At 59.3% G+C, this 12554-nt stretch carries 15 protein-coding genes; 6 read left to right on the top strand and 9 right to left on the bottom strand.

The annotated features are described in order from the left end of the window. Nucleotides 1-39: 39 nt before the first annotated feature. Together BUA05_RS05975 and BUA05_RS05980 are read left to right on the top strand one after the other, a co-directional pair. Nucleotides 40-1251, top strand: coding sequence for an acyl-CoA dehydrogenase family protein (locus tag BUA05_RS05975; RefSeq protein WP_072673763.1), 1212 nt, complete (start codon nt 40-42; stop codon nt 1249-1251). Nucleotides 1252-1269: 18 nt separating this feature from the next. Beyond that, nucleotides 1270-2340, top strand: coding sequence for an acyl-CoA dehydrogenase family protein (locus tag BUA05_RS05980; RefSeq protein WP_072673764.1), 1071 nt, complete (start codon nt 1270-1272; stop codon nt 2338-2340). Nucleotides 2341-2373: 33 nt separating this feature from the next. On the opposite strand, the gene BUA05_RS05985 is transcribed toward BUA05_RS05980, so the two are convergent. After that, nucleotides 2374-3144 carry an NUDIX hydrolase gene (locus tag BUA05_RS05985; protein ID WP_072673765.1) on the bottom strand — a complete coding sequence of 257 codons (771 nt, stop codon included), beginning with the start codon at nt 3142-3144 and terminating at the stop codon, nt 2374-2376. A gap of 187 nt (nt 3145-3331) precedes the next feature. Continuing rightward, nucleotides 3332-3550, bottom strand: a complete 219-nt coding sequence (locus BUA05_RS14470; protein WP_143150266.1) for an alpha/beta fold hydrolase — start codon at nt 3548-3550, stop codon at nt 3332-3334. Nucleotides 3551-3624: 74 nt separating this feature from the next. Between BUA05_RS14470 and BUA05_RS05990 the strand changes: the two genes are divergently transcribed. Next, entirely contained in the window at nt 3625-4077 is a 453-nt protein-coding gene (locus BUA05_RS05990; protein ID WP_072673766.1) for a MarR family winged helix-turn-helix transcriptional regulator, read from the top strand. A 434-nt stretch (nt 4078-4511) separates the two neighbouring features. Here BUA05_RS05990 and BUA05_RS05995 read toward each other — a convergent pair whose 3' ends face one another. After that, the gene (locus tag BUA05_RS05995) at nt 4512-5486 is read right to left on the bottom strand and encodes an alpha/beta fold hydrolase (RefSeq protein WP_245790108.1); all 975 of its coding nucleotides are present in this window, start codon (nt 5484-5486) and stop codon (nt 4512-4514) included. A gap of 25 nt (nt 5487-5511) precedes the next feature. Here BUA05_RS05995 and hpaH point away from each other — a divergent pair, with 25 nt between their 5' ends. From hpaH to BUA05_RS06010, 3 genes are read left to right on the top strand one after another with little or no spacing between them, the layout of a single operon-like run. Beyond that, nucleotides 5512-6354 (top strand): 2-oxo-hept-4-ene-1,7-dioate hydratase, encoded by an 843-nt coding sequence (gene hpaH, locus BUA05_RS06000; RefSeq protein ID WP_178139149.1) that lies wholly within the window; start codon nt 5512-5514, stop codon nt 6352-6354. 8 nt (nt 6355-6362) lie between these two features. Next, on the top strand, nt 6363-7160 hold the full coding sequence (locus tag BUA05_RS06005) for an HpcH/HpaI aldolase family protein (protein WP_245790109.1): 798 nt from the start codon (nt 6363-6365) through the stop codon (nt 7158-7160). After that, nucleotides 7157-8329, top strand: a complete 1173-nt coding sequence (locus BUA05_RS06010) for a CaiB/BaiF CoA transferase family protein (RefSeq protein ID WP_072673768.1) — start codon at nt 7157-7159, stop codon at nt 8327-8329. Before BUA05_RS06005 ends, BUA05_RS06010 begins: the two co-directional genes overlap by 4 nt. 159 nt (nt 8330-8488) lie before the next feature. On the opposite strand, the gene BUA05_RS06015 is transcribed toward BUA05_RS06010, so the two are convergent. From BUA05_RS06015 to BUA05_RS06040, 6 genes are read right to left on the bottom strand one after another with little or no spacing between them, the layout of a single operon-like run. Then, complete coding sequence (locus BUA05_RS06015; RefSeq protein ID WP_072673769.1) at nt 8489-8869, bottom strand: hypothetical protein; 381 nt, start codon at nt 8867-8869, stop codon at nt 8489-8491. A gap of 58 nt (nt 8870-8927) precedes the next feature. Continuing rightward, on the bottom strand, nt 8928-9728 hold the full coding sequence (gene hcaB / locus BUA05_RS06020; protein ID WP_072673770.1) for a 3-(cis-5,6-dihydroxycyclohexa-1,3-dien-1-yl)propanoate dehydrogenase: 801 nt from the start codon (nt 9726-9728) through the stop codon (nt 8928-8930). 39 nt (nt 9729-9767) lie between these two features. Next, a complete protein-coding gene (locus BUA05_RS06025; protein ID WP_072673771.1) occupies nt 9768-11267 on the bottom strand; it encodes an aldehyde dehydrogenase family protein in 1500 nt (499 codons plus the stop codon). An 18-nt stretch (nt 11268-11285) separates the two neighbouring features. Beyond that, nucleotides 11286-11567, bottom strand: coding sequence for a 2Fe-2S iron-sulfur cluster-binding protein (locus tag BUA05_RS14915; protein WP_178139150.1), 282 nt, complete (start codon nt 11565-11567; stop codon nt 11286-11288). Between the two features lies 1 nt (nt 11568). After that, a complete protein-coding gene (locus tag BUA05_RS06035; RefSeq protein ID WP_072673772.1) occupies nt 11569-11781 on the bottom strand; it encodes a 2-hydroxymuconate tautomerase in 213 nt (70 codons plus the stop codon). Then, nucleotides 11782-12552 (bottom strand): 2-keto-4-pentenoate hydratase, encoded by a 771-nt coding sequence (locus BUA05_RS06040; RefSeq protein WP_072673773.1) that lies wholly within the window; start codon nt 12550-12552, stop codon nt 11782-11784. Nucleotides 12553-12554: the final 2 nt, after the last annotated feature.

Consider the following 12554-nt stretch of genomic DNA (forward strand, 5'->3'; position numbering starts at 1 on the left):
CTGGGGAACCACGAATTCAGCTCTTTCACGGAGGTTTCCTTGCCAACACAGCCAGAATCCGATGTCCAGGCAAGCGAAGACGCATTTCGCACCGAAGTGCGCCAATTCCTCGCTGCCCATTTCCCTGCTGAACTCAGCGGCACGGGCAATATGCTCGCCGGGCTCGACGGTCCGACCAACGAGACACCTGTGCAGAAGAAATGGCGAGAAGCCGTGGGCGAGCGTGGCTGGGGTACACCGACCTGGCCCAAGGAATATGGCGGCGGCGGACTGACCAAAGGCCAGGCCAGGATCATCGAGCACGAGTTCGCCAAGGTCGGTGCCTACAATCCGATCGGCGGAATGGGTGTGATGATGTTCGGCCCGACCCTGCTCGAATACGGCGATGAAAAGCAGAAGCTGGAGCATATCCCGCCAATCTGCCGTGGCGAAATTCGCTGGTGTCAGGGTTACTCGGAACCGAATGCCGGATCAGACCTCGCGAACCTGCAGACCTTCGCCGTCGACAAGGGCGATCACTACCTCGTTAACGGCCAGAAGACCTGGACCAGCGGTGGCCAGTGGGCGGACAAGTGCTTTGCCATCGTCCGCACCGACCGGTCAGACAAGCACAAGGGCATCAGCTTCATGCTGATCGACATGGATGCACCGGGCGTTGAAGTCCGCCCGATCACCATGATCAGCGGAACGAGTCCGTTCTGCGAGACCTTCTTCACCGATGTAAAGGTGCCGAAGGAAAATCTCGTGGGCAGGGAAGGCCAAGGCTGGACTATCGGCAAACGCCTCCTTCAGCACGAGCGCACGAACATTTCGGGCGGCGGGCGCCTTGCCGGCATGATGGGCCAGAGCCTTGCCGATGTCGCCAAGAAATACTGCGAAACCGGCGGTGACGGCGCGCTCGTCAACAAGGTCCTGCGCGACAAGATCGCCGATTTCGAGATCCGCTCGAACAGCTTCCTGCTCACCGCGCGTCGTGCGGTCGAGGAAAGCAAAGCGCAAGGCGGCGTTTCAGAGATCAGCTCGGTGCTGAAAAAGGTCGGCACCAAGTTGGCCCAGGAACGCAGCGAGTTGCTGATCGAAATCCGCGGCCTTCAAGGCCTCGGCTGGGAAGGCGACGAGTTTGGCGATGACGAACTCGAGGATGTGCGCGGCTGGCTCTTCGGCAAGGCAGCGACGATCTATGGCGGTTCGACCGAAGTCCAGAACAACATCATTGCCAAGCGGGTGCTCGGCATGCTCGACCACCAGTAAGCGAGGGGAGCAAGGACAATGGCAGTTCTCAGCGAAGAACAGGAAATGCTGCGCGACATGGCGCGCGACTGGGCGACCAAGGAAAGCCCGGTGTCCGAGTTCCGCAAAGTCCGCGCATCGGGCGAACCGCACGCCTACAACTCCAGCGCCTATGCCGCGATGGCCGAAATGGGTTGGGCCGGGATCATCATTCCCGAGGCGCATGGTGGATCGGATTTCGGCTTCATGTCGGCCGGCCTCGTGGTCGAGGAACTCGGCAAAACGCTGACCGCAAGTCCGCTGGTGACCACAACCATCGCGGCTGGTGCAATCCTGCTGGGCGGAAGCGACGAGCAGAAGGCCAAATGGCTACCCAGGCTTGCCAGCGGCGAAACCGTGGCAACGCTGGCTGTCGACGAAGGCGCGCATTGCGATCCTGCAGCAATCGCGACAAGCGTTTCGGGCGGCAAGCTGACCGGCAGAAAGGCATTCGTTCACGAAGCGCATGGCGCGAACCTCTTCGTTGTTGCAGCCAAAGACGGCCTCTACCTGGTCGAGAAGGGCGATGGCGTTTCACTGACCACGCGCAAGCTCACCGACCAGCGCAGCCACGCCGATGTCTCTTTCGCTGGCGCTGCCGCCGAGAAGCTCGAGGGCGGAAGCGACAGTCTGCTTGACGACGTGCTCGACCGGGCGCGCGTACTTTCGGCGGCCGAAATGCTCGGCATGGCGCAAGCCGTGTTCGACACGACCCTCGACTATCTGAAGCAGCGCGTACAATTTAATCAGGTGCTCGCCACTTTCCAGGCGCTGCAGCACCGCATGGCGGACCTGTTCGCCGACCTTGCGCAAATGCGCTCCGCAGTCGAGGCGGGATTACAGGCAGTCGACAGCGGCTTTGGTGTCGCGCGTGCAGCGACCATCGCCAAGGCCGAGGCAAATCGCGTTCTGCACGCGATCAGTAATCAGGGTATCCAGCTGCATGGCGGCATCGGGATGACCGATGAATTCAATGTCGGCTTCTACCTCAAGCGTGCTCGCGTGCTCGAGGCGAGTTGGGGGTCGTCGAGCTACCTGAAGGACCGTTTTGCCCAGCTATCCGGCTACTAACGACAAAGTTTCCTCGCCGCTGGCAGCTTGCTCTCAGCCCATGATTTCGTGGGCTGGGCCGTATCCGGCATCAGCTGGGATCGTAAGGACGTTTTTGCCGTCTCGCTGAATGATTTCCGGCAGAACCGTTACGATATCGCGGGCTTCAGCCTGCGCCACGCAATCCGCTGCGCTTGCGGCTTTGGCCAGCAATTGCAGGTTCAAGCGCGTAGGAAAGATAATGGTTCGCTCGCCAGTTGCTTCCATTTCCAACGCCTTGTGCGGCGAAAGCCATTCCGCATCGACGGTTTCGTATCCATCGCATGCGGCAATCTGGCGTTCAGGCGCGCGAACGACGAAGAAATGGGTGTCGAAGCGCTTGGGCATGAAGGTGGGCGTTATCCACCTTGCGAATATGCTGAGCTGATCGAGGCGCAAGTGCACACCGGCCTCGCGAACGACGTCAAGAAATTCGCGCTCGCCTCGCTCCACCGCTTTGCGGCTTTCAAGATCACATGTATCTTCAAACGCGCCGCCGTCACGATGATCAGCCAGCAAGATCCCGGCTTCCTCGTACGCTTCGCGGATCGCGGCGATCCGCAATGTGCGCTGCGTAGCGTCGAAAGTGCCCCAGCCCCTGCAATGATCGGCCCATTCAACAATTTCATCTCCAACCGAAGGCTTCCCTCCGGGAAACACCAGCGCGCCGGAGGCGAAATCGATCTGGTGATGGCGTTTGACCATCAGGACCTGAAACTCCGGCGTGTCGCGAAGCAAGAGCATGGTGGCCGCGGGGACCGGATCGACGGGCTGCTGTATGGTCATCGGTTTCTCCAGTAGTCTTGGCTCAGACCCATACGAAATGTTGGGGTACGGATGCCGACAAGCACAGAAGTTGGCGGCGAAGCTTCTTCAGATTGAGCAAAGCATTTGCCAAGGGGAAATCCATCCGCGAACGGCGCTAACAAAGCCGAAGGGATCTTTTGGGCAATCTTGTGATTGGGTGCTATACTCATATCAATGCCCGTTCGCTGTTCCCGTGAACTCGCAGGTCCAATGCAATCGCGTGAAAGCCATGACTTGCGAGAAGCGTTGAAATCCTCTTCCAGGCAAGGTGGGTTTGTCCCCCGCCATGCGCGAGGATGACCGGCATTTCATCGCTTGCGCCTTCGACACTGGCGGAAATGGCAAGAGCAGATTGACCGGCCAGTTTGATCGATTCTTTCGCCATGATGGCAGCTTACTGTAATATATCTTACAGTAAAGTCTTTTCAATCCTCTGCCCGTCGCGTAAGGCACAGACCAATGCCGGACGAAATCAGCCAAGATAGCTATGTGACCGAGGCCGACGAGATCGTTTTTCTCGTCGAGGAAGTCCCGCGCAAACTGCGCAGGCTGTTTGATGCGTCCACGGCAAAATTCGGCCTGACTCGCACTCAATGGCGCGCCCTTGCCTATATATTCCGCTCACCGGGACTCACCCAGACCGAACTTGCAAGACACCTCGATCTTGAACGCGCGAGTGTGGGTCATGTGATCGATCAGCTGGAAAAGGCCCATTTTGTCGAGCGGCGCTCAATCGAAGGGAATCGCCGCGTCTGGAGCCTGCACCTGCTTCCCAAGGCTATCGAGATACTTCCATCGCTCAGGCTAGAGGCCGACGCGATATACACTCAACTGCTGGCCGGGATTTCCGCAACTGAGTATAACACAGTCAAGACCCTGCTGGGGAAAATGTCTGGCAACCTTGCTGACTAAACCAGGTTGGACTCGTTATTACTTTAGAGCGAGATTGCATCGTTTATCTGAGGCAGAAGGCATCGGCAGAGTGATTTGCTTCAAACCGTGGATTCTGAGACGAAGCAGGTGAAGCGCATCGCAAGTTCGCGGGGGCTCGTTTCGGTCTCTTCCAGCGCCATTTCGACGAGCTGGCTTTGGATTTTTCCGCCATCTCGGAGACACACCCGGCTCGGCGCCAGTGCCCGTTATCCCAGCGCTTCCGGCCCGCATTCAAGATAACGGGCATGCCAGCTTTAGAACGTCCGGCAAAGCGTGCCAATCTGGTCCAGTGAAAACTGCCAAAGCACCGAGGCTGTAGTCTGATACATGCTGGTCGTTCACACGCCGGACCGGGCTAACAGATGCAGTTGACTGCGTCCGTCAGGACCCGAACCGTCAAAGCCCAAGGAGCGTCAGAAGCTACGCGCGCCGAAATGGATTTCCATCATCGGCCGCATGACGTCCCAACGCTCAAGCTGCGACCAATGGCCCGACCGATCGAGCACGTAAAGCTCGGCGTGTTTCAGATGCTCGATCAGATAGAGGCTGGTATCAAGCGGTACGATGCGATCCTGCCGGCCGTGGAAGATCAGCACCTTGTGCGGCATCTTGCACAGGATAGAAGGCGGCATGTTGAGCCCGTCCATCCCCTGTTTCATCGAATCGATCATCTTGACCGCAGTTTTCATGATCTCGGGGTCGGTGGCGATCTTGAAGCGATTGTTGACGATCTCTTCCATGCCTTCGAACTTGTCGGCGTCATAAGCGAAACTGTGCATCAACTGGCGGTAACGTGAGTGCCGCGGATCGGAATAGAACGACAGCAGGCGGATAAGCTCAGGAGTTTTGGGGCCAGGGGCACCGATCGAACCCATCAGCACCACCCGATCAAGCCGGTCAGGCTCTTCGCTCATCATCTGCAGGGTAAGCGCGCCGCCCATCGAATTGCCGACTACATGGGCCTTCTCAATCCCCAGCGCGTCGAGCACGCCAAAGCATTGTTCGACCCGAGTGCCGATCCATCCCATCACATTGTCTGGCCATGGGTCGGGGATAACCGACTGCCCGAAGCCGATCAGGTCGGGCGCGATCACGAAGAAGTTTTCTGCCAGATCCGGCATCAGGTGCAGCCAGTTGGAAGCGGCATGCGCCCCTGGCCCTGCACCGTGCAACAGAAGAATGGCGGGCTTGCTCGGGTCACCTGCAAGCAAGGTGTGGGAAGTCAGCCCACGGCCAGTAATTTTTTCTTCTCTTACGCTCGTATCGCCTGGCATCCTGCTCTCCTCTGTTAAGTGTTTGTTGCGGCCGTTTACGGGCTGTTGTGCAGCGAGGATGTAGACGAGCGTTTCCAATTGTGCAATGCATTTACCCAGAAGCGGCAGAGCCAAAATCGCAAGGGACGAGGAGCAATTTATGGACCGCAATGGAAGCCGACCCGACGCTGCAGCGACGATCCTCAGCGAGGCAGAGATCGCGGCGTTTGCGGCCGAGCTCGATCAGGCCGAAAAATCGCGCCAGCAGATTCGCCAGTTCACGGCGCGCCACCCGGAAATGTCGATCGCAGATGGCTACAGCATCAGCAAGCGGTGGGTTGACCTTAAACTCGCCTCGGGCAGGAAAATCGTCGGCCACAAGATCGGCCTGACTTCGCGGGCCATGCAGCAGGCCGCCGGGATTACCGAACCTGATTACGGCACCCTGCTCGATGATATGGTGTTCGAGCAGGGGGGTGACGTGCCAATCGGCCGGTTCATCACTCCCAAGGTCGAGGTCGAGCTGGCTTTCGTCCTGGGAAAGCGCATCGAAGGCCCCGGTGCGACCATGTTCGACGTGCTACGGGCGACCGAATATGTAATCCCAGCGGTCGAGATCATCGACAGCCGCACCTTTCCCGTCGATCCTGAAACCGGCGCGCGCCGCAAGGTGCAGGACACTATCAGCGACAATGCTGCCAATGCCGGGATCATCGTCGGCGGATTGCCGATGCGGCCCGACAAGATCGACATGCGATGGGTTAGTGCCCTGCTCAGCCGCAACGGTGTGATCGAGGAATCCGGCGTTGCCGCAGGCGTGCTCAACAATCCGGCAATCGGCGTGGCATGGCTCGCCAACCGGCTCTCGCCCTGGGGCCAGACTCTAGAGCCGGGCGAGATCGTGCTGGGCGGATCATTCACCCGGCCGGTTGAAGCCCATGCGGGCGATGTGTTCAACGCCGATTTCGGGCCGTTGGGCGTCATCGGTTTTCGGTTCGTTTAAGGCAGGGAATGATGCAGACACCGCAAAACTGCTTCAAGGATCGTCTTGGCGACGGTCCGCCACAACTTGGTTTCTGGCTGGCGCTCGCCAATCCGGACATCGCTGAAATTTGCTCTGGCCTGGGCTATGACTGGGTTCTGATCGATGGTGAGCACGCTGCTCAGACCCTGCCCGGGATTGCCAACCAGCTACGCGCGGTCGATACCGTTCCCGCCTGCTCTGCCATCGTGCGTGTGCCCGGCCACGATCCGGTGACGATCCGCCAGATCCTCGATCTTGGTGCCCAGACAATCATGGTCCCGATGGTTGACACCGCACAACAGGCGGAGGCTATCGTCAAGGCCTCGCGCTATCCGCCGACGGGTGATCGCGGGATCGGCGGCGCGCGCGCCGCACGTTGGGGCCGCTACCCTGCTTTCGTAGCTGAGGCCAACGAGCGCCTGTGCATCATCGCCCAGATCGAGACCGTCGAAGCGCTCAACAATCTGGAAGCTATCGCAGCAGTCGATGGCATTGACGCCCTGTTTGTCGGACCGGCTGACCTGGCTGCATCGCTCGGCCTGCTTGGTTCCGCCAATGCAACAGCTCTCGCTCAAGTGACCGGCGAAGCCCTAGCCCGCATTCGCGCTACCGGCACTCCCTGTGGTATCCTTTCACGCGACGAACGGCTGGTGCAGCAATATCTGGACGGCGGCGCCCGGTTCCTCGCGGTGGGGATAGACTCTTTCACCCTGGCCAAAGCAGCCGGCGATATGGCGCGAGACTGGCGCAAGCGCATTGCTTCGGCAGTGGCAGGTGCGCAATGACGGGGTGTGGCTGGGCCGCAACGCCAACAGAGGCATCCACAAAACCGCTAAACGGCATCAGGGTTCTCGAACTCGCGCGCATTCTTGCCGGCCCGTGGTGCGGACAGTTGCTCGCCGATCTCGGTGCCGAGGTTATCAAGATCGAGCGCCCCGGCAGTGGCGACGACACTCGCCACTGGGGGCCTCCGTTTGTGATGTCGGACGCGGGCGAAAATCTGGGTGCCGCCTATTATCATTCGGCCAACCGGGGAAAGCGGTCCATCGCGGTTGATATCGCGACGCCAGCAGGTCAGGATATCATTCGTGGCCTTGCGGCAAGCGCTGACATCATAATCGAGAATTACAAGGTGGGTGGGCTCGCCAAGTATGGGCTTGATCACGCGGCTTTATCCCAGGTCAATCCGCGCCTCATCACCTGTTCGATCACCGGCTTCGGACAAACCGGGCCCTATGCCAACCGACCGGGATACGACTATATCGCCCAGGCGATGGGCGGGCTTATGTCCATGACTGGAGAGCCGCAGCGCGAGCCTCAGAAGGCCGGTATCGCGGCCGCCGACTTGTTCACCGGGGTTTACAGCGCGGTGGCGGTCCTGGCGGCGCTTAACCGGCGGAACGAAACGCAGGTCGGCGCGCACATCGACATGGCGCTGCTCGATACCCAAGTCAGTGTCATGGGCAATCAGGCACTGAACTGGATGACCTCGGGGGTGGTGCCGCGCCGGGTCGGCAATGGGCATGCCAATTTGGTACCCTATCAGGCATTCCCCACTCGCGATGGCGATCTGATCATCGCGGTCGGCAATGACGGCCAGTTTGCCGCCCTCTGCCGCGTGCTGGATATTGCACTCGACCGGGACGAGCGCTTTATCACCAATCCTCAACGGATCCGCAATCGGGCAGACTTGATTGAAGCGCTCGAAGTGATCACGGTGCAAAGGGGCCGGGAAGAGCTTTTCGAACAACTCGAACAGGCAGGAATTCCCGCAGGCCCGATCAACGAATTGGACCAGGTTTTTGCCAACCCACAGGTCATCGCACGGGGCATGGCGATTGAACGCCACGGCCGCCCCGGAGTAGCCAGCCCGATCGTCATCGATGGCGTCCGAATGGTATCGGACCGTCCCGCGCCCGGGCTTCCAGAAGAGATCGAGCCAGATTTTCAGTAGTTTCGGATCAAGGTTGTAGCTTCGGGATCGTCAGATCCAAAAGGTATCGTTGACCTTTTTGGACCGCGATCTTCTGGGTAAGGGTGGGATGAAGGTTCCCTCGCTCCCCATCCCCAACCCCAACCCGTCAATACCAGCGAAGGGGGAAACGAGCCCGCGTCAGTTATCGACCCGGATCATTTTGCGGACCATTTCCTGGATGTCCACCTTTTCGGCGTTGTCGAGCAGAACTGCCACGCGGTTCATGGTCGCAATGACCGACGTGTATTGACCATGCGCGTAATAGGCGTCGATCGGATAGACGACCGTCTTGTCAACCGGCGCGCGATGGTAGCTGAGTTGCCCGATCCCGTAAATTGCAAGCCCCCCTGCTTCGGCATGTGCCATCAGCCGTTCCGCTCGATCTCTTGTCAGATCGCCGCCGAATTCAACCAGTTGGGGAGGGGCAACAGTGCGTCCAAGATGCGTCGGCTTCCATCGTGCAGCTCCGATGACTCCCGAAATGACGAGCAAGTCGGAAAATTGAAATCTCTCAGCCATGGCCTCTATCCTCCTGTCATGCTCTTGCTTCTAACGACCCTGGCTGAATGCAGAGTACTCACTCTTCCGGACGTTTGCCGATACCGATACCGCCATCGCTGAGCAGAACCGTGCCAGTCATATACGAAGAGTCCCGCCGCGAAGCCAAAAGCGTGTAGAGACCAGCATGGTCGGCCGGTTCGGCTATCCGCCCGAGCGGGGTCATGCTGGAAATCATTTCGTCAAGCCCGGGCATCTGTTCCATCTTCGTCTCTGCAAAGCCACCGGTCTCAGTGCCGCTGAGCGGGGTCCGCGTCCCCCCCGGTGCAACGCCGTTGACCCGGATGTCAGGCGACAGCTCCCAGGCCAGTTGCTTGATCAGCCCGAGCACCGCGTGCTTGGAGGCGACGTATAGCGTGCCGCCGCCTCCGGTATAGTAACTCGAGGTAGAGGCCGTGAAAATGATGCTTCCCTTAACCTTCCTGAGTTCGGGGATGGCGGCGCGGGCACCAAGAAAATAACCCTTCAGGTTGACGTCGAAGATTTCGTCGAAGACCTTGCCGAGTTGCTCGGGATCCTGCTGTTCGAGCGGGACCATAAAATCCCAGATCCCAACGTTCCCGACGAATACATCAAGCTTGCCGAAAGCCGCCACGGTTTCCGCCACGGCGCGGGCATTGTCTGCATAGGAACGCACGTCTCCCGCCACGGCCACCACGCTGTCCCCATGCCGCGAACGCACGAGTTCTACCTGCTCATCGTCCTTGACCAGGACGCCAACCTTGGCGCCCTCCTCAATATAACGCGCGACCACCGCCGCCCCGATCCCGGTGGCGCCACCGGTAAGTAGCGCCACCTGTCCATCAAGCCTGTTAGACAATTTTCTCTCCTCCGTCTCCGGTTATCGATCAGTCTGGGATTACTGATCGAACATCCCGGTGCGACCTTCTTGCAAGTTCACCACGACCGACTTGGTCTGGGTGTAGTGGTTGAGCACTTCATGGCTGAATTCACGACCGAACCCGCTCTGCTTGTAGCCGCCGAGTGGCATGTTGGCCTTCAGATTGTAGTAGCGGTTGATCCACACCGTGCCGGTTTCGAGCTTGCGTGCCATGCGGTGCGCGCGCGCGATATCGCGGGTCCAGATACCACCGGCGAGGCCGTAATTGGTATCGTTCGCCACCTTCATCATGTCGTCTTCGTCCTTCCAGCTAATCACGCTGGTAACGGGGCCGAAGATCTCTTCACGCGCAATACGCATCGAGTTGTTGACGTTGGTAAAGACCGTCGGGCTGATGAAGTGCCCATCGGCAAGATTGTTGTTGCGGCTGCCGCCTGTCAGAACGTCGGCGCCTTCTTCAGTCGCCAGTTCGAGGTAGCTTACGACCTTGTCCATCTGCATCTGCGACGCCTGCGCGCCGAGCTGTGTGGCGAAGTCGAGGGGGTCGCCCTGGCGAATGCCTTCGAGTGCGACCTTGAACTTGGCGAGGAACTCATCCTGGATCGACTCGTGCAGGAACAGTCGCGATCCGGCCAGGCAAACCTCGCCCTTGTTGAGGACTGTCGACATCGTGGCGCTTTCGACTGCTGCATCGATATCAGCATCGGCGCAAACGATGTGCGCGGACTTGCCACCCAGTTCGAGTGTCTGCGGGATGATGTTGGTGGAAGCATATTGCATGATCCGGCGGGCTGTCCCCACCGAACCGGTGAAGGCGACCTTACGGACGTCCTCATGAGTCACAAGTGCCTCACCGACGTCAGGACCGTAGCCGGTGACCACGTTGATCACGCCTGGGGGCAAAAGATCCGCCATTTCCACGAAGAATTCGATCACCGAAAGGCAGACCGTCTCGGCGGGTTTAAGCACAACTGTGTTACCCGAAGCGAGCGCGGGCGCGATCTTGCAGGCCATCATCAGCATCGGCACGTTCCACGGGATAATCTGGGCGCACACGCCCAACGGCTCGCGATGAACGATGCCGACGGCATCAGGATAATCCATCGATTGGCCATGCAAACCGTAGGCGGCCCCGGCGAACAACTCGAACTGGCCGATAGCCTGGGGCATGTCGAAGTACATCGATTCGCGGATTGGCTTACCGTTATTCAACGTTTCGAGCGTAGCGTAATGTTGATGGCGCGCCTTGAGCCGACGCGCGACCTCGATCAAAATGTCCTGACGTTCGGCAGGCGAGCTTTCCGACCACTTGGGGAAGGCAGCCTTGGCAGCTGCCACTGCACGCTGGATATCCTTAGCATTGCCAGCCTGGATTTTGGTCAGCACCGCCCCGGTGGCAGGGTTAATCAGGTCAATCGTCTTTCCGCTATCACTGGAAATCCACTCGCCGCCGATAAAGTGACCGTATTCGCTCTTAATTCCGTACTCGTTGGTACCACTTTTCAACTGTGTAGCCATTGCATCTCTCCTTAGAATTCATCCAACTTCGATCAAAAGGTCGCTCACCGGAAACACTCTGCAGGCTAGGACAAAGCCCGCTGCGCGCTCGGTCTCCGAAATCTTCGCCACGCTCATCTTACCTGTCGTATAATCTCCGCCGACCACCCTGACTCTGCAAATTCCGCACCCGCCGCCACGGCAACCAACGCCGATATCGCTCGATCCGCATCGCTCCATGGCGAGCAAGACCCGCTCGTCCTCACCGCAGCTGAACTCTCCGCCGCCGACAATCCGGATCCGGTGCAGCCCAGTTGTCACGCTATTGCTTCCCGGCGGCCTTTGCAGCCGCTTTCGCCGCAAAGGACTGTCCGCCCACCGCGAAGTGGCCGCTCGGCATCTCGCGCAACATAATGCGAACCGATTCACGCGGCGCCCCGATCGAAGTGATGGCAGCATCGGTCAGGGCTTGGATCAGCCGTTCCTTGTCGTCCGGCGATCTCCCCTCGAGCAGGTTAACCTCGATGATCGGCATTTAGTCCTCCACCTGGAACATGACCGAGCCAAGCCCCTGAATCGTCGTGCGGACGGTTTGACCGGGCGCGAGATTGGGAGCGGCGGTGATGCCACCTGCCATGACGATGTCGCCTGCTGAGATTTCTTCTCCGCCTTCAGCGACAAGTCGCGCTGCGGCGACCAACGACCGCAAGGGATGGCCGAGAATAGCTGCAGTCGAACCGACCTCGATCACATGGCCGTCGATTTCGAGAATTACCCCGAGGTTCGAGAAATCCTTGGCCGGATCGTTCCATTGTCCGATCACAAGGCCAGAGGACGAAGTGTTGTCAGCAATAACATCAGACAAAGCGAATTTGAAGTTCTCGTACCGGCTATCAATGATCTCCATTGCCGGAGCAATCGCTTCGACCGCCGCCAGCGCCTCCATCGCTGTGACCTTTCCGGAAAGCGGTGCCTTCATAAGAAAGGCCACTTCCGGTTCAACCCGTGGGTGAACGAAACGTGCGCGAGACATCGACGCGCCTTCCTCGAGCAGCATCGCGTCGGTCAGGCGGCCCCATGCCACCTCGTCGACTCCGACCTGCAGCATTTTGGCCCGGCTCGTCAGACCCATCTTGACTCCGATTCGGCGTTCACCGCGGCTGAGGCGACGATCGACCGACAGCTTCTGCACCAGATAGGCATCTGCCACGCTCAGGTCGGGGTCGGTATGCGTGAGCTGGGGCGTTGCGCGCGCATGAAGCGCCGCGCTGTCCAGAATTTCCGCGTAACGTTCAATCTTGTCCATTG

It is taken from the genome of Erythrobacter sanguineus, assembly GCF_900143235.1.
GTDB lineage: Bacteria > Pseudomonadota > Alphaproteobacteria > Sphingomonadales > Sphingomonadaceae > Erythrobacter > Erythrobacter sanguineus.

Bases quoted from the DNA above. Each gene is read 5' to 3' on its own strand.
- BUA05_RS05980 (WP_072673764.1), top strand. From the start codon at position 1,270: ATGGCAGTTCTCAGCGAAGAACAGGAAATGCTGCGCGACATGGCGCGC.
- BUA05_RS05985 (WP_072673765.1), bottom strand. From the start codon at position 3,144: ATGACCATACAGCAGCCCGTCGATCCGGTCCCCGCGGCCACCATGCTC.
- BUA05_RS14470 (WP_143150266.1), bottom strand. From the start codon at position 3,550: ATGGCGAAAGAATCGATCAAACTGGCCGGTCAATCTGCTCTTGCCATT.
- BUA05_RS05990 (WP_072673766.1), top strand. From the start codon at position 3,625: ATGCCGGACGAAATCAGCCAAGATAGCTATGTGACCGAGGCCGACGAG.
- hpaH (WP_178139149.1), top strand. From the start codon at position 5,512: ATGGACCGCAATGGAAGCCGACCCGACGCTGCAGCGACGATCCTCAGC.
- BUA05_RS06005 (WP_245790109.1), top strand. From the start codon at position 6,363: ATGATGCAGACACCGCAAAACTGCTTCAAGGATCGTCTTGGCGACGGT.
- BUA05_RS06010 (WP_072673768.1), top strand. From the start codon at position 7,157: ATGACGGGGTGTGGCTGGGCCGCAACGCCAACAGAGGCATCCACAAAA.
- BUA05_RS06015 (WP_072673769.1), bottom strand. From the start codon at position 8,869: ATGGCTGAGAGATTTCAATTTTCCGACTTGCTCGTCATTTCGGGAGTC.
- BUA05_RS06025 (WP_072673771.1), bottom strand. From the start codon at position 11,267: ATGGCTACACAGTTGAAAAGTGGTACCAACGAGTACGGAATTAAGAGC.
- BUA05_RS06035 (WP_072673772.1), bottom strand. From the start codon at position 11,781: ATGCCGATCATCGAGGTTAACCTGCTCGAGGGGAGATCGCCGGACGAC.
- BUA05_RS06040 (WP_072673773.1), bottom strand. From the start codon at position 12,552: ATGGACAAGATTGAACGTTACGCGGAAATTCTGGACAGCGCGGCGCTT.